14 protein-coding genes, 8 tRNA genes and 1 pseudogene are annotated in these 18,573 nt (G+C 41.4%); 14 read left to right on the top strand and 9 right to left on the bottom strand.

The genetic code is table 11. The annotated features are described in order from the left end of the window. Positions 1-43 precede the first annotated feature (43 nt). The 3 genes from dapE to AMD27_RS12090 all read right to left on the bottom strand — a co-directional run bounded on the left by dapE (position 44) and on the right by AMD27_RS12090 (position 2,462). A complete protein-coding gene (gene dapE / locus AMD27_RS12100) occupies positions 44-1,177 on the bottom strand; it encodes a succinyl-diaminopimelate desuccinylase (RefSeq protein ID WP_067660899.1) in 1,134 nt (377 codons plus the stop codon). Between the two features lie 156 nt (positions 1,178-1,333). Next, on the bottom strand, positions 1,334-1,483 hold the full coding sequence (locus tag AMD27_RS12095) for an entericidin A/B family lipoprotein (RefSeq protein WP_067660897.1): 150 nt from the start codon (positions 1,481-1,483) through the stop codon (positions 1,334-1,336). Positions 1,484-1,601: 118 nt separating this feature from the next. Continuing rightward, the gene (locus AMD27_RS12090) at positions 1,602-2,462 is read right to left on the bottom strand and encodes a DUF1853 family protein (protein WP_067660894.1); all 861 of its coding nucleotides are present in this window, start codon (positions 2,460-2,462) and stop codon (positions 1,602-1,604) included. A gap of 106 nt (positions 2,463-2,568) precedes the next feature. Between AMD27_RS12090 and AMD27_RS12085 the strand changes: the two genes are divergently transcribed. The 11 genes from AMD27_RS12085 to AMD27_RS12035 all read left to right on the top strand — a co-directional run bounded on the left by AMD27_RS12085 (position 2,569) and on the right by AMD27_RS12035 (position 5,344). After that, positions 2,569-2,958, top strand: a complete 390-nt coding sequence (locus AMD27_RS12085) for a YbaN family protein (protein WP_067660892.1) — start codon at positions 2,569-2,571, stop codon at positions 2,956-2,958. 74 nt (positions 2,959-3,032) lie between these two features. Then, the gene (gene elsL, locus AMD27_RS12080; protein WP_067660889.1) at positions 3,033-3,533 is read left to right on the top strand and encodes a cell wall-recycling L,D-carboxypeptidase ElsL; all 501 of its coding nucleotides are present in this window, start codon (positions 3,033-3,035) and stop codon (positions 3,531-3,533) included. A 228-nt stretch (positions 3,534-3,761) separates the two neighbouring features. After that, positions 3,762-3,837: transfer RNA gene (locus AMD27_RS12075), tRNA-Val, on the top strand. A 25-nt stretch (positions 3,838-3,862) separates the two neighbouring features. Next, positions 3,863-3,939, top strand: a tRNA-Asp gene (locus tag AMD27_RS12070). A 51-nt stretch (positions 3,940-3,990) separates the two neighbouring features. Next, positions 3,991-4,067 (top strand) — tRNA-Asp (locus AMD27_RS12065). A 20-nt stretch (positions 4,068-4,087) separates the two neighbouring features. After that, positions 4,088-4,163, top strand: a tRNA-Val gene (locus AMD27_RS12060). Positions 4,164-4,176: 13 nt separating this feature from the next. Continuing rightward, positions 4,177-4,253: transfer RNA gene (locus AMD27_RS12055), tRNA-Asp, on the top strand. A 30-nt stretch (positions 4,254-4,283) separates the two neighbouring features. After that, a tRNA-Val gene (locus tag AMD27_RS12050) sits at positions 4,284-4,359 on the top strand. 52 nt (positions 4,360-4,411) lie between these two features. Next, a tRNA-Asp gene (locus tag AMD27_RS12045) sits at positions 4,412-4,488 on the top strand. Between the two features lie 95 nt (positions 4,489-4,583). Next, positions 4,584-4,659, top strand: a tRNA-Val gene (locus AMD27_RS12040). A gap of 217 nt (positions 4,660-4,876) precedes the next feature. Beyond that, positions 4,877-5,344 (top strand): DUF2750 domain-containing protein, encoded by a 468-nt coding sequence (locus AMD27_RS12035; RefSeq protein WP_067660888.1) that lies wholly within the window; start codon positions 4,877-4,879, stop codon positions 5,342-5,344. A gap of 43 nt (positions 5,345-5,387) precedes the next feature. Here the strand turns inward: AMD27_RS12035 and AMD27_RS12030 are convergent, their stop codons facing one another. The 5 genes from AMD27_RS12030 to yccS (AMD27_RS12010) form a co-directional block, all read right to left on the bottom strand. Continuing rightward, the gene (locus tag AMD27_RS12030; RefSeq protein WP_067660886.1) at positions 5,388-6,167 is read right to left on the bottom strand and encodes a YdcF family protein; all 780 of its coding nucleotides are present in this window, start codon (positions 6,165-6,167) and stop codon (positions 5,388-5,390) included. Between the two features lie 154 nt (positions 6,168-6,321). After that, a complete protein-coding gene (locus tag AMD27_RS12025) occupies positions 6,322-9,006 on the bottom strand; it encodes a PepSY domain-containing protein (RefSeq protein WP_067660885.1) in 2,685 nt (894 codons plus the stop codon). Between the two features lie 179 nt (positions 9,007-9,185). Then, positions 9,186-9,746: a YcxB family protein gene (locus tag AMD27_RS12020; protein ID WP_067660883.1), complete on the bottom strand. Its 561-nt coding sequence runs from the start codon at positions 9,744-9,746 to the stop codon at positions 9,186-9,188. Between the two features lie 126 nt (positions 9,747-9,872). Continuing rightward, a complete protein-coding gene (gene yccS / locus AMD27_RS12015; RefSeq protein WP_067660882.1) occupies positions 9,873-12,047 on the bottom strand; it encodes a YccS family putative transporter in 2,175 nt (724 codons plus the stop codon). A gap of 162 nt (positions 12,048-12,209) precedes the next feature. Then, a complete protein-coding gene (gene yccS, locus AMD27_RS12010; protein ID WP_150115776.1) occupies positions 12,210-14,372 on the bottom strand; it encodes a YccS family putative transporter in 2,163 nt (720 codons plus the stop codon). Positions 14,373-14,509: 137 nt separating this feature from the next. Between yccS (AMD27_RS12010) and AMD27_RS12005 the strand changes: the two genes are divergently transcribed. Continuing rightward, positions 14,510-15,721, top strand: a complete 1,212-nt coding sequence (locus AMD27_RS12005; RefSeq protein ID WP_067660876.1) for a multidrug effflux MFS transporter — start codon at positions 14,510-14,512, stop codon at positions 15,719-15,721. 85 nt (positions 15,722-15,806) lie between these two features. Here AMD27_RS12005 and AMD27_RS12000 read toward each other — a convergent pair. After that, positions 15,807-16,473, bottom strand: a pseudogene (locus tag AMD27_RS12000) (nitroreductase family protein). A gap of 424 nt (positions 16,474-16,897) precedes the next feature. On the opposite strand from AMD27_RS12000, the gene AMD27_RS11995 reads away from it, so the two are divergent. Together AMD27_RS11995 and AMD27_RS11990 are read left to right on the top strand one after the other, a co-directional pair. Then, complete coding sequence (locus tag AMD27_RS11995; protein ID WP_067660872.1) at positions 16,898-18,142, top strand: DcaP family trimeric outer membrane transporter; 1,245 nt, start codon at positions 16,898-16,900, stop codon at positions 18,140-18,142. A gap of 83 nt (positions 18,143-18,225) precedes the next feature. Continuing rightward, a complete protein-coding gene (locus AMD27_RS11990; protein WP_067660870.1) occupies positions 18,226-18,429 on the top strand; it encodes a hypothetical protein in 204 nt (67 codons plus the stop codon). The last annotated feature ends 144 nt before the right edge of the window (positions 18,430-18,573 follow it).

Below are 18,573 nucleotides of genomic sequence, written 5' to 3'. Positions count from 1 at the left end.
AAAGGGATGCTGATGCATCCCTTTTTTAGTTTTTCACAGTGCTTTACGTGAGTAGTTCCACCAAAATCTGTTCATAAATTTCAGCCAATGGCTCAAGCTCATCGATATTCACATGTTCATTGACCTGATGAATGGTGGCGTTTAATACGCCCAGTTCAAGCACTTGTGCACCTGTCGGCGCAATGAAACGACCGTCAGATGTACCACCTGAGGTAGACAGTTTAGTTTCGGTACCAGTGACCATGCGAATCGCATTTTTAGCAGCATTCACCAATTCACCCACGGGTGTCAAGAACGGTAGGCCTGAAAGTGTCCACTGAATGTCATACTCAACTTGATGACGATCTAAAATCTTTAAAGTGCGCGCTTTTAGCTCGTCTGCGGTCACTTCAGTTGAATAGCGGAAGTTAAATAACATATTCAGTGTGCCCGGCACCACATTGGTTGCCCCTGTACCTGCATTGATATTGGAGACTTGGAATGTGGTTGCAGGAAAATATTCATTGCCTTGATCCCAAACCGTCTCACACAGCTCTGCCAATGCCGCTGAAGCAGTATGAATGGGGTTGACCGCAAGGTGAGGGTAGGCAACATGACCTTGTTTTCCTTTCACGGTCAAATTGGCATTTAACGAGCCACGACGACCATTTTTCACGATATCACCTAAGGTATGTGTACTTGACGGTTCGCCGACCAAACACCAAGTTATTTTTTCTTGACGTGCTTCGAGTGTTTCAACTACTTTCACCGTCCCGTTGATGGAAGGACCTTCTTCATCCGAGGTAATCAAAAAAGCAATAGAACCTTTATGATTCGGGTGCTTTGCAACGAAACGCTCAGATGCAATCACCATGGCTGCTAAGGCAGTTTTCATGTCTGCGCTACCACGACCGTAGAGCTTACCATCACGAATTTCAGGCGCAAATGGGTCTGAGTTCCAAGCCTCTAAACTGCCTGTAGGCACGACATCGGTATGACCTGCAAAACAGAATACAGGTGCTTCAGTACCACGACGCGCCCATAAATTATCAACATCTTCAAAACGCATATTTTCTATATGGAACCCAATGTTTGACAAACGCTCCGACATAATCGTTTGGCAGTGATGATCGACTGGGGTGACAGAAGGTTGGCGTAACAGTTGTAAGCTTAAATCTAAGGTGGCTGATTGCGTCATTGGAGAGAGATCATGTATTCAAAGTCATCCTATCATAAAGCAAGACAAAACTGATTGAAAATGCAAATAAATGAAGGTGTTTATTCATAGAATCAATTTATCACACCAAAAAAAACCCCGATTAAAAAATCGGGGTTTTTTATTTCAACTTTTAACTTAATTTTGACGAATTTCGTTAGAAGTTTTTTCAGCAGTATTGGTTACAGTTTCCCCAGCTTTAGACACGTCTTTGCCTACGCCTTTAAACGTATTACAACCAGTTAATACAAACGCAACAACCAAAGAAGCAGCAAGTATTTTTTTCATCATCATCTCCAATTTGTAATTTATTTTGATGCATCAACAGCATAGAAATTAATCAGATAGATAAATATGAGAGTTTTATTATTTCTATGTTATGAAATGTATGTAAGTACTGCAAAAATTACATGACTCTTACACAGCTATGTGAAATCTCTGCTTGACGAAACATATAATCCGCTTGTGTGTTGAAATTACGATACAAACCATTCTGCCAGTAGGTTGCTTCTCTTGAGCTCTGCTGCAAATTCGGACAGATCCATTCTTGTCTTTGTACACGGTAATACTGCTTTAAACTCGAGTTTCCCCAGTGTCCAATACGTCGAGATGGGTTAATCCAGTCGGGTAGTGTACCCAAATGATTGAGTACGCCATCAATCTGCTCAGGTACATATAATTGCCCTTTCATTACAGCAAAACGCTTTTGAATTTCGTGCTGTTGAACCTGCTGAAACTGAAATTGCTTTTGGGTGAAGTGACTCAGTTTTCTCAGCAACGTATCACTGCGATTAAGCCCATACCAATTCGGGAGTAAGAGATCCGTTTCAGCCAGATAAAACTTCAGTGCCACTTCCCAGTGTTCAATGCAGTTCGTGTCTAAATTTAGAATTAAAAAATCCAGCTCACCAATGGTGTTTTTGCCTTCAATGATTTGAATGCTATGACCCAGCAGCTGAAAATGATGATATTCAGCGTCTTGTAGCCAAAACCAGATCAGGTGTTCAAAACGTAGACCCAAACGCGTGCTTTTGAGTGGTTTTAAAAAATCAATCAGCTCAGTTGGGTTTTGATCCAGTTGAATCAGGCGATCCACATATTTTGAAAAATGAGCTTGCCAAAATTGATCCTGATGAAGCGAAAAATGATGCTGAAGCTCTAGCGTATGAGGGAGACTTTTTAAAATATTCGGACTGGCAATACTAAAGGCAAGTTGTCTTACGATTGGATGTTTAAATTGCAACCAAGGCTCATAAAACAGGGTCATGTTATGCACTCTAAAAAGAACGTTAATATTTGAGAATATAAATAATCAAACAGAAACCGCTATAAAAACATATATACTAATGAAATTCATCCGAATGAGTTGCTGTATGAGAATATTGTTTTGGCGGAGCCTAGTGATCATCTTTGTGGTGCTGGGTTTTATTGGGGCAGTCTTGCCTGGCATGCCAACGACGGTTTTTCTCATATTGGCCGCATGGGCCGCATCTAAAGGTTGGCCACAAATGGATGCATGGTTACTGAATCATCCCCAATATGGCAGTACACTGCGAAACTGGCGTGAAAATGGCACAGTGCCACGCAAGGCCAAATGGTTTGCCACCATCATGATGTCGATCAGTGGGATGGTCATGCTACTCACGACTGCACCCTTTATGGTCAAGGTCTTTACCGACCTTACCATGTTGATCGTTGCAATTTGGTTATGGATGCGTCCTGAAACAGCGTCAAGCCAAATACAAAAAAACTCTATTGAATAAATGTAAAACTTATGCGCATCTCTACCCATCCATTAATGCGTATTGACCGAGATATCTGTAAGGACAAATCGCCCATGTATTCTATTGATCAAGCTGATGTTGTGATTGACTTGGTGTCGCAAACCTTATCTTTGCCTAAACACCATAAATTCTATTTAATTTCCAGCGGTGAAAATGGCATCGGCGAGCAAGAGAATTCAGGCAAGACCCCCCGTGGTTGGCATAAGATTGAGCAGAAAATTGGTGGCGAGATGCCACTGAATGCTGTTTTTAAAGCCAGACAGTGGACGGGGGAGGTCTTCGATACAGCGCTGGGCGAATCGAATCCACAGCGAGATTGGATTTTGTCGCGTATTTTATGGTTAAAAGGTTTGGAGCCTGATTTTAACTTAGGTGATGGCTGCGATACATTCAACCGTTATATCTATATCCATGGCACACCAGATTCTGAACCGATGGGTATCCCAAAATCACATGGCTGCATTCGCATGCATAGTCATCAAATTCAAGAAATTTATGATTTATTGCATGAGGGGGATCTGGTTTATGTGTCGGAATATAAAATAGAAGCTTAATTTGTGTCATTGAGTTGGCTCTTCTGGGGCAAAATTTTAACAAAAGCAAAAAAATAATTTAAAAATGAATGAGATAAATAGGCAAAAAACGTCCAAAAAATAGGTTTTTTCATCAAAATGATCTATTTTTTAATCAGTCAAACTGAAAAATAGAGATTCACATAGAAAAGCGTTTGACAGTGTCTGAGGATTCTCTATAATGCACCACACAAACGATGAAGTCGTAAAGGGCGCTTAGCTCAGTTGGTAGAGCGTCTGCCTTACAAGCAGAATGTCGGCGGTTCGATCCCGTCAGCGCCCACCAAGTCTTTACGTTAAATGTTTTAAGTGCAGCGGTAGTTCAGTTGGTTAGAATATCGGCCTGTCACGCCGAGGGTCGCGGGTTCGAGTCCCGTCCGCTGCGCCACTTAATTCAGATAACACATTGTTTGTACTTTAATAGCGATATTATGTAAGTGCAGCGGTAGTTCAGTTGGTTAGAATATCGGCCTGTCACGCCGAGGGTCGCGGGTTCGAGTCCCGTCCGCTGCGCCATTTACATGATAGACCTTTAAGGGCGCTTAGCTCAGTTGGTAGAGCGCCTGCCTTACAAGCAGGATGTCGGCGGTTCGACCCCGTCAGCGCCCACCAGATTTTTTGTGATGCAGCGGTAGTTCAGTTGGTTAGAATATCGGCCTGTCACGCCGAGGGTCGCGGGTTCGAGTCCCGTCCGCTGCGCCATCCCTAAAATCGAAATGTTTCACCCTTTAAGGGCGCTTAGCTCAGTTGGTAGAGCGTCTGCCTTACAAGCAGAATGTCGGCGGTTCGATCCCGTCAGCGCCCACCATATCTTCAGATTTAAAAATCTGAGATATAAAACTTATTGATAAGTTTGCCGTGCAGCGGTAGTTCAGTTGGTTAGAATATCGGCCTGTCACGCCGAGGGTCGCGGGTTCGAGTCCCGTCCGCTGCGCCATTTTCATTCCCTGAAATGAAATTGGTTATAATTTGCATAGACTGCGCACTGCGTTTGTCTTGCCTCAAAAATTCAATGCTTGAATTTTTTCCTCAGGGCGCTTAGCTCAGTTGGTAGAGCGTCTGCCTTACAAGCAGAATGTCGGCGGTTCGATCCCGTCAGCGCCCACCATTATTTCTTATTCTCAGAAATATATGATTAGAACATATTTTAAATCTCATCATTTATAATCTTTTTCAAATCCTGATTTATATCCCGCTACTTTAAATCTATAGATATCATTCTTCCCTTTTAGACTTGATTAAATCCTGACCTAAATTTTTATTTCAATTTTTTGTATTTACTATAATATGTGATATATGTCGCATTTATACTTACTATAAAAATTATGAGAAATCCTTATCAGCGTAAATCTGCAAGCTCTATTGCCAGTACGATCATTCCACCGCAACAGCAGTATAAAAATTTTATCGAAACCGTTGTGGCTCAAGCCAAAGTTTATGCCCTGTACCATGACGGTTGGGCGCTGTGTGCCACCCCTTCAGGACAGCAAACTCTTGCAGTGTGGCAAGCCAAAAGTATGGCACAGCTTTTAATCCGCGATAAATGGGCAGAGTATGAAGTGGAAGAAGTGGGGCTGATTCCGTTCGTTGAAAAAGTGATTCCCTTTTTACGTGAGCAAAACACGCATTTATCGCTGAATTTGATACCAGAAGGACAAAATGTTTTGGTCTCAGGACGGCAATTTTTGATTGATTTAAAATCTTATCTGTATCAGCTCTATCTGCAAGACCCCAGTATTTTCCAAAAACAAGCGTTGCCTTTACCTCGAAAAATCAGATTACATGATCACTAATCCAAAAATCTAAGCCGATCAGGAGGTATTGAGTTAAATGTACTTAATATTCGCCTAAAACCCAGCCACTGATATAAGCGAAATATTCTCTTAGCCATGCGTTATAGCGTGTTTCAAGCGGTGTCTCGGCGCCATAACAGAGGGTATCAAGATAGCCTAATTGCGCTGCGATGAGTTTTGCACGTGGACAATGAAAATCGCTGGTGACTATTGCAATCGGATCGTTTAAGTCAATCTGATGTTGTTTAAGGATCGCTTGGCTATTTTTTAAATTAAGTTCAGTGCTGGTGCTTTGGTCTTCAAGTAGGATTTTGGAGGCACTGATTTGATGGTTATCTTTTAAATATCGAGCCATAACGGTTGCTTCACTCAAATGCTGACCCAAGCCGAGTCCACCCGTCACAATGAGCATGGACTGAGGTGAATTATGATATAGCTCGGCTGCTTGATCTAAACGCGCTTGTAGCGTAGGTGAAGGTTTGCCTTGAATGAGTCCACTGCCCAAGACGATAATAGCTGGGTAGTCGTGCGTCTCTAAACTATTATTTTTATTGAGTTGGATATAACCGAAGAACAAGACCAATGTACATAGCCAAATGCTAAAGATTGCCCAACATGACTGCCATAGTTTTTTCAAAAATGCAGAATGGGTGAGTAGGCGCGCTAAAACTTGCCAAAATAAAGCATGGATGAGGAAGATAGCGCCAATGACTAGCGGTAAAATTATTCCAAGATGAATCTTACCTTGTAACAGCAGATACAGACCATCTGCCAAAAGAATGAAGCCTAATAGACCCAGTGTGATTCTTATTGTAAATTGCATAAAATAAACGATCATTTTCAATGAATGATCATCATACTTAAATTTACTGAAATGAAAAGCCGAGCAATCTTGCTCGGCTTTTCATGTTTAGCATATTGTTTTAACGTATCAATTTTAGTGACCTTATCCACCTAGTGAATATCAACATCATCAATTAATACACATCTCGGCGGTAGCGACCCGTTTGACGTAAGTCATCCACACAGGCTTCGCCTAAAATATCAATCAAGGCTTGATCAACATCGCTTGCCATACCTTCAATGCTTCCGCAGACATAGATCACCGCATCATTGGCAACCCATGTTTTTAATGCTTCTGCCTGATCTCGAAGTTTATGGTGGACATAGACTTTCTCGCTTTGATCACGGGAGAATGCAAGGTCAATGCGTTTGAGCATCGCGGTATTTTGCCAAGCCTGAATCGTGTCTTTATAGAAGAAATCATGGGCTTGTTCACGTTCACCAAAGATCAGCCAGTTTTCAGTGTAGTCTGAGCGAATACGAGCTGAAATGAGGCTCATCAGTCCTGCAATTCCTGTTCCATTACCAATACAAATAATCGGACGATTATCACCGATGAGATGGAAAGACTCGTTGGTGCGGATACGTAAAGAGACTTGATCGCGAATGGCTAAATGCTGGGTGAGCCAGCCTGAACCCAGTCCAAGTTCGCCTTGTGCATTGCTTTGTTGGCGGACCACCAAGCGTAAAACCTGTTGCTGTGGAATACTGGCAATTGAATATTCACGGGTCGGAAGATCGACCAGCTGCTCTAGCAGATGCTCCATATTGGCAAAGGGTTCAACATCAGCGTTTAAGTTCTTACTCCACAAGGCTTGCGCAATTGTGGTATTGAGTGAATCTACATGCGTATCTACTGAAATCTGATGCTGAGTCAGGAAGGCTTCGATTCTCTCATGACTATTGCCCGGTTGAATTTCTGCAATATCACCCGCTTGCCATTCGGCTTGATGTTCTGCTTGCAGTTCAATATTAAATGCAGGCGCACCTTGGCTGTTTGGATTGAGCAAATCACGCTTAAGTAATTTCCACTGATCAAATACTTTATCAATTGACATAGCTTGTAATTCAAGCTTTGAGGCTTGAGCCAGTGCGCTATTCCATTTTTCAATATCTTGATTGTCTGCGTTATTTACCTCAATGGTATTAAATAATGCTTTGGCCTGATTGTGTTTTAACCATGCCGAAATTTTATGTCCGAAGCTGCAATAGGAGTTAGGATATTCTTGTGAACCCAGTGCCAAAACAGCATATTGAAGATGACTCAGATCTAAGTTTTGATTCAAGATTTTCTTTTCAAAAGCAGACGCAAGATCTGGGGCTTCACCTGTTCCATAGGTACTTGCTACAAACAAAATTTGCTGGTTTTGTTTCAGGTCATCTAAAGTTAGCTGTTGTACAGATTTGACCGTCACTGGTTGACGAGCTTCTTGTAAGCTGGTTGCAGTGCGCCAAGCCAATTGCTCAGAGACACCTGTTTGGGTTGCGTAGGCAATCAGCCACGGCGTTGCATTTGGATCGATTTCTGTATGCAGTCCACCTCGTTTTGCTGCCAAAGTGAGTTTCTTTTGCTTGCGGCGTTTGAGATACAACATCCAACCAGTCACAAAGAATAATGGCATTGATAGTGCTGCAAACATCGCAATGAATTGATATACAGGCCCAAAGAAGCTACCACGGTGCACAGGTAGCATGCTGCCCATGATTTTTTCATTCAGTTTTTGATCTGCATATAATTCAAGTGATTCGATTTTTGAAGTCTGATAGTTAAATGTGGCCTTATTACGGGCACGTTCATGTTGTGGATTGACATCCACAAAGCTGAGTTCAAGTTTGCCATCATCTTTTTTCGGTAGAGTGAAGGTGAGGCTTGAGTACTCACGGTCCAATTGCGGGTTGAAACCCGACCATGTTTGGTTTAAAGCGCGATGAATCTGGACAGGTTCTAAGCCTTTTCCACGTTCACGTCGCTCTGAACGCGCGTCAGTCGAACGTGAAGTGTTGCTTGAAGCTGCTGTACTGTCAGGAGGGGCTGAGTTTGCACGTTCACCCCGATTTTCCATACCAGCCATATTGCGCTGCGGTGAATTGGGTTGTTGACCCTGACGGCCTCCTGCATTTGGGCTGGCTTGCATGGTAGCTTGTGGGCGTTCAACACCGAGCACTTTAAACATGCCATTACGCCACCAATCATAAGACCAATACAGACCCGTCATGGCAAAAATAAGATAGAAAATAATCACCCATGTGCCTACAACCGCATGCAAATCCCAAATAAAATTACGACCTCTTAATTTTGGCTTCACTGCAAACCATTGACGCCAAGTGTGTTTCTTTGGCCATCTTAAATACAGACCACTGAGCACAAAGAAAATGAGCATGAGGGTACAGGCCCCTGTAATTTGCTTGCCGACAGGGCCGACGGTCAAATTACGATGCAGCTGTTGTATAAAAGCAAAGAATTCACGACCTTTGATTTCAGGTAGCATTTCAGCACTATAAGGGTTGATCATCATGGTGAGACCACGACGTGCACCTTCTTTAGCCACATTGATGCTTGATGATTCAGACGCTGCTGAAGCTACAGTTATGCTGTTAATTTTCAGCTCAGGCGCTGTATTATGAAAATGCTGATAGATTTCAGCAGGGTTGAGCTTCGCACGGGTTTCGACCTGAACTGTATAGCTGTCCTGATTTATCCATTTAAGTATTTGTTGTTCATAAGAATAAATTGCGCCTGTAACACCCATCAGAGACAGGATTAATCCGGCGGTGATTCCTAGAAACCAATGTATTTGAAAAAAGGTTTTCTTTAGCATGTGGGTACAATCGGAATATGATTATTTTGGATGGCGCAATTATATCTGAAGATTGAGCCGAGAGCGTGATTTTTGAGGATAATATTTATTCTCATTATCAATCGCATTCGGGCAGGGGGTGAGCATTAAAAAACCTCCACAGCGGGAGGTTTGGGTACAGCTTAAAATCAGTTTAAAACTTATAGCGTCTTTGCAGGACCCACTGTTTCATTTAAATGCTTACGTACGGTTTGGAATGAAAAGTTTTTGGTATTCATACGCTTTGGCAGGATATATGCCCCTTGCTGACCTTTAACTTTAAAGTTCACCAAAATAAATTCTGGAGTGTTATACCACTCGTAAATGTCACTCCAACCAATTGACCCCACACCTTCTTGTAGACCCATTTTTTGACGCATCACAATCCCATGTGGTTGAACGCCAAGCTTAATGCCTGAAATCTGTTGCACTGGGAATTCGTTCATTTTGCGTTTGACATACCATTCTAGGCCGAATTTACGAACCAAGAAGTAGATCGCAACAGCGGCAAGTGCCACCCAAAAAATGATGGTGGAATAGTTTTTGATAAAAACTAAACCTAAAATAGACATTGCAACAACTGCAGCCATGATCGCCCAAGCTTTGGTTCCAATTTTATTGGTACTACGCCAAATCGCTAATTGAGCATTCCGTTGTTCAGCTTCTGTTACTTCATAAGGAACAGGTTGTAGGGTGTAGGCGTAAACGTTTTTCGCAGTCATAGTGTCATTAACAAGAAGTGTAAATCTCGGTAGAGTTTAGCATTAAATGAATACAATCAGGGAGTATATTGTACTAATTTACTGTGCAGATGCATTGCCTATTGAATCGCCTTTTGAATCGTCCTTTTATAATGACGCCAATTCTGTTGCTTGCTCATCGCGATCATGACTTAAACTTTGTTTAAGTGTGCTCAGCTGTTTTAAAATACTAAACATCAGTGAAAGTTGCTGCAAAATAATCAAGACTTGAGTGGATTCTTCATCACTAAAATTTTGACGTTCGCGCAAGGTCTGTTGCATGTTATGTAGGCTCAGTTCAGGCACTTCGTCATAAAGTAGTGCACCACGAATATCGGTCATTGCTTGTTTGAGTAAGTCTAAAGTGGCTTGGTCATGTAATTGTTCACGATGTGCGCCCAAAGCGGCAATATAACTAATAAAAGTATGGTTGAGACACAGAAATTCAAAGGCTTGAGTTTTTTGTATGGCATCGAAATCAGGTTCGGTTGCAAGGGTCGAAATAAGCGAAGCTAAATCTGCATCACGATTATGCGCAGTTCGACGCACGATACGATAATTTAAACTGTTATTTCGACCATGTTGGTATTGATCGACCACTTCTGCTAAATAATGACACTGCGCATCGAGTGCACGTGAAATAGTATGTGAAAGACGTCTAAATTTCCAATCTGGAAAAATAAAGGTCACACCCAACCACGCTAAGGCACAGCCGATGATGGTATCAAGCAGGCGAGGAAAGGCTGCTTCGAAACCTAAGCCATCTAAGTTAAAGTTTATTAAAGCCAAAGTGGTAATAAATGCGGTGGCCTGCGCATATTGCTTACTGCGCAATTCAAAAAATAACACACCACAGAAAATTAAGAGCAACAGTTGACCTTCGATAGAGGGCACAAAGTACAAGATTGCAAAACCTAAAATAATCCCCCCAATCGTGCCAAATATGCGTAAACGCAAACGACGTTTGGTGGCGTTAAAGTTGGGCTGGCTCACAAACAGTGCCGTCAGAAGCACCCAATACCCATATTCAATGTTCGTGAGTTGCACAAAGATATAACCAATCAGAAGCACGATCGACACACGAATCGCATGACGAAAGAGTACGGATTCGGGGGTTAAATTTTGCTTGATTCGGCTAACAATATCTTCCCAACCTTTTAAATCGTCGTCCTTAAGCTGGTTTTCAATATGTTTATTTTTATCAAGCTTGATATAACGTTCTGTTTCCACATTACGCAGCTGCGCATCAATGGCTTTTAAGTTTTGCATGAGGGCAAACAAGGCATTAATCCAAAGCAAATCATGTTGCTGATCATGACGCATTTTCTGCAATGATTTGGCTAAATTATTAAAGGCGTGCTCAAAACGCGGATTATGGGTATAGGTGCTGCGGTGTAAAATACTGTCACTTAAATCCTGACAGGCTTTGGCTTGTAAAGATAATACCCGCTGGAATCTGAACAAAATATCACTGTGTTCAAAGATCTTGGCCAATTTTTGATAATCAATATGTGCCGAATCTGCTCGTTCATGGATATCTTGCGCGACAAAATAATACTGCAAACTTCGACGCGTATCGCTTTGACCACGATCGCCTTTTAACCGAGTCAAAAGAGTGGAACGCATGGTGTTAAAAATTGCAATTAATTTGCCATTTTCCAGCGATAGACTAATCATACTTTGCTGATAGCTGTCTGAGGTCATATCGACATCAAACAAATTTGATTTGGCGAAGAGGAAGTCCCCCAGTGATGAATAACTATTTGCCAACTGATCCTGCACTTGGCGGGCAGGAAAAATGAGGAAACTTAAGGTCGAAATGAGTCCATACCACGCTGCACCGACCACCAAAAGTGCAGGCTGGGTATACCAGTCTTCGAATAAATCCACACCTAGCATGGCGTAGACCGAAATAACCAAACAGCCATAAGAAATGGTGGCATAACGCCGACCGAGTGATCCCAATAAGATGAGTGCAATACAGGATAAGATGAGTCCAGTTGCGAACAAAAAAGGATAAGGGAATAAAAGTTGAACCGATGCTGCCGCAATAAAGAAACCCATGTAGGTATAAATTAGGTTCATGATACGAACTGAAAAACGATCGTCAATATCACTTAAACCTGCTGCCACTACGCCCAAAGTTAAGGGAATAGTCATCAGCTGATAATCCAGCAGATAGGGAATAAAGGCGGTACCTGCAAATGCAATGACCATTCGCACATTGTACATAATCGATGTTTTATAGGTTGTTTTACGGAGTTTAATCAGCCAGCTATTCAAAATGCATCCTTATCCTACGATCAGGTGAAACACGATTCGATAACAATTAATTCAATAACCATCGATTTAATAACAATCAGAACAGTTAGATTGATGTGATTTCGATTATACAATTGCACTATTCTTGCTTATTTAATTGTCTATTGGAAAGGGCTTTTTAAGTTAAATACTTTTTTCACCGCTAAGCTGTTCTTTTAAACAATGCAATTGTTGTAGCGTACTTAACATGAGCGTGAGCTGCTGAATAATGACAGAAAATTTCGATGCTTCATTCTGATCATTATTTTCAATCAAGTTAAACCTCTGCTGCACGGAAATTAAAACTTCATCTGTAGCTAAATCATGCATTTTATTGAACAGTAGTGTCGCGCGAATATCATCGAGCACATGGTCGAGTAAATCGAGCATTTCAATATCGTGAATTTGCTCACGATGTGCACCTAAGGCCGCGATATAACTCAAAAATGTATGGCTTAAACATAAAAATTCAAAAGCCATTTCTTTTTGAACAGGGTCATAATCCGGCTCAGTTTCTAAAGTCGAAATGAGTGAGGCAATTTCTGCATCAATATTGTTGGCAGCACGTCTCACCAAACGATAATTTAAACTGTTATTGCGTCCGTGGTGATACTGCGTAACCACTTCGGCCAAATAGTTGACCTGTGCTTCAAGAGAGCGTTGAATGGTTCGCGGTAAATTTCGGAATTTCCAATCTGGGAAAATGAAGGTAATCCCAAGCCATGCCAAAAAACAACCAATAATCGTATCGATCAGTCTTGGAATAGCGGCCTCATAACCCACGCCATCAAAGTTGAAATTAATCAACGCTAAGATCGTAATGAAAGCGGTCGCTTGTGCATATTGTTTGCTGCGTAGAACCAAAAATAACGCACCGCAGACAGTCAGTATGAGGAGTTGACCTATAAGAGACGGCACAAAGTAAAGCACCAAGTAGCCGACAATAATCCCAATAAAGGTACCTAATATACGCAAATACATACGACGCTTAGTGGCATTAAAATTGGGTAAGCAGACAAAGACCGAAGTCAGCAAAATCCAAAATCCAGAGGGAATATCTGTAATTTCGACCAAAATATAACCGACAAATAAAACAGTCGATAAGCGAATGGCATGACGGAATAAAATGGATTCGGGTGTGAGGTTTTGTCTCACTCGAACTACAATATCTGACCAACCTTTGAGGTCATCGTCATTTAATTGATGGTAAATCGGGAGCTGTTGTTCATGTTGAATATGTCGTTCAGTATCAATATTGCTGAGCTGCGCATCTATCGCTTTTAAGTTGTGATAGAGGGAAAATAAAGCATTGATCCAGCTGTAGTGATAATCTGGATAATCATGTAATTTTTCTAAAGAAATTCTCAGATTTTGAAATTTTTGTTCGAAATTCTGCGAGTGCTCATAACCACGACCTTCTAAAATACTTTCACTTAGGTCCTTACAGGCTTTGGCTTGTAAAGAAATCACTCGTTGGAAGCGAAACATAATGTCGCTATGTTCAAATATTTTGGTAAGTTTTAAGTGGTCAAAATGAGAAGAATTGGCACGTTCATGAATATCCTGAGCCACAAAATAGTATTGTAAGCTCCGCCGTGTTTCCCGTCTCCCGCGATCGCCCTTTAAACGCGTGAGTAACATTGAGCGCATTTCATTGAACATGCCAACCAAATGGCTATTTTCCATAGAGAGCGCAATCATACTGCGCTGGTAGCTTTGAGTGGTCATTTCTACATCGAACAGATTTGATTTTGCAAATAACACATCTGCAAGTGACGAATAACAATGTGAAAGTTGGTCTTGAACCCGGCGAATAGGAAAAAGTAAAAAGAAAATCGTAGAGATCAGTCCGTACCATGCAGCGCCACAGACGAGTAACACAGGTTGCACATACCATGGTTCAAACAGGTGGACGCCCAACATTGCATAGACGGTTACCACCAAACACCCATAGGAAATAGAGGCGTAACGTCGTCCGAGCGATCCCAGTAAAATCCAGCCAATGCAGGCAACGATCAGACCACCAGCGAAAACAATCGGATAGGGAGAGAGTAGCTGTACGGCAGTTGCGGTAATGAAAAAGCCAATGTAGGTATAAATCATGTTCATGATTCTGACCGAAAAGCGATCATCGATATCGCCAAGACCTGCTGCCACCACAGCCAAAGAAAGCGGAATGGTTAAGATCTGATGACCCATCAGATAGGGGACAAATGCTGTACCCCCAAAGATAATGATCATACGTATGGTGTACAGAAATGTGGTGTTGTAGGTTGCTTTCTTAAGCTTCATCCACCAAGTATTCAAAACAGATCCTTAACCACGTTTTCTTTTGTGGCGAATTATAGTCTTATTAATTCGTGAATATTCACTTGTTATATGATTAATTTATCTGATCCTCGGTATAAACTGATCATAACTCAGCCTTTTGAATTAGAACCTGTATGTCTGAACCGCAATCTCGACAGCAATATGCCAATAGTTGGATTATTTTACTGGCGTTATTGACCTCGCTCGGTCCTTTATCCATTGACATGTATTTGCCTGCTTTGCCACAAATGGCAGATGATTTTGCAGTGAGCACACAGCAAATAGCCAATACCTTACCTGCCTACTTTCTCGGTTTAGCACTGGGACAACTGTTCTATGGACCTTTAAGTGATCGGATTGGTCGCAAAAAACCATTGTACTGGGGTTTAGGTCTATATGCCTTTGCCAGTTTACTCTGTGTGGTCGCACCCAATGATTGGGCTTTAATTGCAGCACGTGTATTACAAGCACTCGGTGGTTGTGTCGGTGTGGTGATTGCAAGAGCGGCTATACGAGATCGCTTAGATTTGCAAGGTTCAGCGCAGGCATTTTCAAGCATGATGATTGTGATGGGACTCGCGCCGATTTTGGCGCCTATATTTGGCGCGGTCATTCTGCAATTTTTTCCTTGGCAGGCGGTATTTATCACTTTAATGACAATTGGACTGTTTTGTTTGATCTGTGTGCATTTCTTTTTTGATGAAACACTGAGTGTTGATCGCCGTCTAAAACTGAGCTTTAAGCAAGTCTTATTGCTTTATGGGTCAATTATTCAAGACCGTAGTTTTCGCATACCCATGCTCGCAGGTTGTCTGACGGGTGCAGCTTTATTTTGTTATATCAGTTCAGCTTCTGCGGTATTTATGGGCGAATATGGCATGAGCCAGCAAGCATTTGCCTATGCCTTTGGATTTAATGCGTTTGGCATTATGGTCATGTCCTCTTTAAATAAATATTTAGCGAAAAAAGTCAGTGTGCTGCAGCGTCTTAAAATGGGTGGAATGCTTCAACTGACAGGCGCAGTGATTATTGTGAGCGCGGGGTTAATCAGTTATGCGCCACTGTGGTTCCTCATGCTAGGACTGTTTATGACCATATCAGGCATTGGTTTGACGGGACCGAATGCGATGGCACTTGCCATGTCCAAACAAGGCGCAAGAGCGGGTACTGCAAGTGCCATTATGGGCAGTGCTCAATTTAGCTGTGGTTTGTTGGGCGGGGTCGCTTTAAATTTCCTCTGGGGGAATGCAGTCATGAATATGGGCATACTCATGCTATTTTTTATCTGCTTAGGTTTTATGGCGATTTTAAACTTGGCTCGTGAGCAGAAGCCCCAAAGCAGTTAACCAGGCGTCAAAAAGCGAATCAACAAATACATCAGACTGGTTTGTTGATTCGCTTTTTGACTAGAACGTAATTTCATGACTCATTTCAAAATACTGAAAATTTTTCAACAGCTTCGCGTTGAGTTTTAAAACGATTTCCAATGTGATTTGGCTCTGCATAAATTTAAGCCATGCCACAAATCAGTTCTTCATAATTGTTTGCTTCCAATACAATAAGCAAAATCGAATGGAAATGACTCTATACCGCTTGCGGGCAGATATATAAACCCCGAGCTTTGGTGGCAATCATGATATTTTGCATGCGTATAGTGGTATCTATTTTCGATCCACTGCTCAGGGCTTTATCTACACTGAAAAATCGACCAACAGGCACGCCACATCCAACCATTGATCACTTCTGCGATGCTGTGCTGCCATTTTCTCTTTTTCGCCTGTTTGAATCCCCAATCAACCATAAAGCTCGCCACTATGTTCATGGCGACGCTCAATACAAAGAGAAAGACCTTATACTTAGGATTATAGGCAAAGGTTTCGATGTACTGTGCTATGCATTTAGGGTCTTTTACGGATTTTATTCGAGCGGTGCGGACTTGGGAGATTCATTCTTGTTGTTTTTGACCCGTGATCACATAGATTTTCCAGAGCGAGGTGATGGTACCAGAAGGCGCACGCGCGGATATGCTTAAAATATTGTTAATGATCTGAGTTGCCATAGGTTTATCTAAAAGTGCATGAATAGATTGGCGAGATATCTATAGCTTGATCAAGTCAATGAACTTGCTTTAAATGCATAATCCTTCCTATAAAATGAGATTTTTGTAAACTTTAACTATATACGATAGTCGTATATCACTCGCATTTTTTAAGAAAAGTAATTTGTAAGCTTAAGATATATAAGATTTTTTGAAATAGTAATCAAAAATTGTGTTCGAGGAATTGGTATTTAAGAATAAAATATATTTTCTTATTGTGAAGAAATTGTTAGATTAAGTAATGTGGTTTTACACATTATGTTACTTGTTGAGTGTTTTTAACAGAATATTTTCTATATGCAGTTGAGTGCGTTGTTTTATTAGAATTTTTCAATTTTTTAATTAAACAAAGGTTAAGGTTGAGATCAAAATTGATAATACCTAAATGCACGGATGCAGCTTAATTACAATTTTGGAGTTCTTTATGAATCAGTTTATTCGTCGTCAAGCTATTTTGAAGAAAAGCTTAGCCGTTGCCGTTACCGCAGTGATGATGAGCTCAGTGCATGCTGCAACAGAGAAAGAAGAAATTCAGCAACTTCGCCAAGAAGTTGAAGCATTAAAGTCGTTGATTCAACAGCAACAACAGGTACAACAACAGCAACAAGTTCAATTGGCTCAAGTGAATGCTGTAGCTGCACCAGCGGCTGCCCCGGCGCTTAAAACAAAAGCAGGCGCAAGTGTAAACCTATATGGTTTCGCTCGTGGTGATGCCAACTATATCATTGAAGGTGCGGATAACGACTTCAACAATGTGCATACCAGTACAGGAGCTGCGCAAGACAAACTACGTGCGACTGCGAAAACAACGCGTATTGGTTTAGATTTTAAAACTACGATTGAAGGTGCAGATGTCGGCGGTAAGGTTGAAGCGGACTTCGCTGGCGGGGATGCAGAGCAATTTCGTTTACGTCACGCTTACTTAACCTTAAATAACTGGCTATTTGGTCAAACCACATCAAACTTCTTGTCTAACCATGCACCAGAAATGATCGACTTCGGTACCAACGTTGGCGGTGGTACGGCACGTATTCCACAAGTACGTTATTCATATAAACTTGCACCTGATACGCAGTTATTGGTTTCTGCTGAAGAAGGTAATAGCACGGGTGCGGGACTTAAATACAGCCTTCCAAATTTAACCGCTAAAGTGACCCAAGGTTTTGCTGAAGGTAAGGGTAGTGCATCTGCTCGTGCTTTGGTTGAAAACTATAAATCAGAGACAGCGAATGATAAACAAACGGGCTGGGGCGTCGCAGCTGGTGCAAACTATCAAGTATCTGATCCACTTAAAGTCTCTGCAGATGTATCTTACGTGAAAGGTAACAGTAACTATCTGTATGGTGCCAATTCTGCATACAGCGTAACTGATGGCGAAATTGAACAAAATGAGTTTATGGGGCTGCAAGTTGGGGCGACCTATAAAATCCTACCGAACTTACGTTCGACTTTAGCGTATGGTGCATTATTTGCTGATGATGGTACGGATTATGCGAGTTTAAACACTTCGGCAAATGAAAAAGTGCAACAAGCGTGGATTAACTTGATTTACTCTCCAGTTAAACCTATTGATCTGGGTGTGGAATATGTAAACGGTAAGCGCGAAACTTTTAGCGGTGCAAGCTTTAAAGACAACCGTGTTGGTTTAATGGCGAAATACAACTTCTAATCAGTTGTAGACATGATTTAAAAAAGAGCCTTTAAGGCTCTTTTTTATACATCGTTTATGTTGAGATTTTTTATTGGAAAACCATGTTAGATCAAAGTTTGAACCATATTGATAATAAAAATACAAAATCAGGAGATTTTTTGTCAAAAATCTGCATAATTACGCTCTTGAGAATGGCGTCTCCCAAACTTCTGAACGTGATCAGTTGTAATTTCAAGCTGGATTTGAGCGTAAATGGAATTGAACGAGTGCTTGGTCAAAGCAAAGAAAATTTTATGTTGCCATAACTTTATGCGTAAAATTTGTAGGTTAGATAATCAAATATGCTAACTGGTTTTTTATCAATTCATTTTGCATGGATGTGATGTAGGTTTTTTATTAACAAGATTGAATGTTGATCGTTTTCACAATTAGTATGTATTTAAGCTAAC

It is taken from the genome of Acinetobacter sp. TGL-Y2 (assembly GCF_001612555.1).
Lineage (GTDB): Bacteria > Pseudomonadota > Gammaproteobacteria > Pseudomonadales > Moraxellaceae > Acinetobacter.
Note: the sequence above shows the minus strand (reverse complement) of the source record. Positions and strands in the feature narration are given on the sequence as shown.

What these genes read in the sequence shown, in the direction of transcription:
- AMD27_RS12085 (WP_067660892.1), top strand. Translation starts at nt 2,569, where the DNA reads ATGAGAATATTGTTTTGGCGGAGCCTAGTGATCATCTTTGTGGTGCTG.
- elsL (WP_067660889.1), top strand. Translation starts at nt 3,033, where the DNA reads ATGTATTCTATTGATCAAGCTGATGTTGTGATTGACTTGGTGTCGCAA.
- AMD27_RS11990 (WP_067660870.1), top strand. Translation starts at nt 18,226, where the DNA reads ATGTTAGATCAAAGTTTGAACCATATTGATAATAAAAATACAAAATCA.
- AMD27_RS12095 (WP_067660897.1), bottom strand. Translation starts at nt 1,483, where the DNA reads ATGAAAAAAATACTTGCTGCTTCTTTGGTTGTTGCGTTTGTATTAACT.
- AMD27_RS12020 (WP_067660883.1), bottom strand. Translation starts at nt 9,746, where the DNA reads ATGACTGCGAAAAACGTTTACGCCTACACCCTACAACCTGTTCCTTAT.
- AMD27_RS12030 (WP_067660886.1), bottom strand. Translation starts at nt 6,167, where the DNA reads ATGCAATTTACAATAAGAATCACACTGGGTCTATTAGGCTTCATTCTT.
- AMD27_RS12025 (WP_067660885.1), bottom strand. Translation starts at nt 9,006, where the DNA reads ATGCTAAAGAAAACCTTTTTTCAAATACATTGGTTTCTAGGAATCACC.
- AMD27_RS12035 (WP_067660888.1), top strand. Translation starts at nt 4,877, where the DNA reads ATGAGAAATCCTTATCAGCGTAAATCTGCAAGCTCTATTGCCAGTACG.
- AMD27_RS11995 (WP_067660872.1), top strand. Translation starts at nt 16,898, where the DNA reads ATGAATCAGTTTATTCGTCGTCAAGCTATTTTGAAGAAAAGCTTAGCC.
- AMD27_RS12005 (WP_067660876.1), top strand. Translation starts at nt 14,510, where the DNA reads ATGTCTGAACCGCAATCTCGACAGCAATATGCCAATAGTTGGATTATT.
- AMD27_RS12090 (WP_067660894.1), bottom strand. Translation starts at nt 2,462, where the DNA reads ATGACCCTGTTTTATGAGCCTTGGTTGCAATTTAAACATCCAATCGTA.
- dapE (WP_067660899.1), bottom strand. Translation starts at nt 1,177, where the DNA reads ATGACGCAATCAGCCACCTTAGATTTAAGCTTACAACTGTTACGCCAA.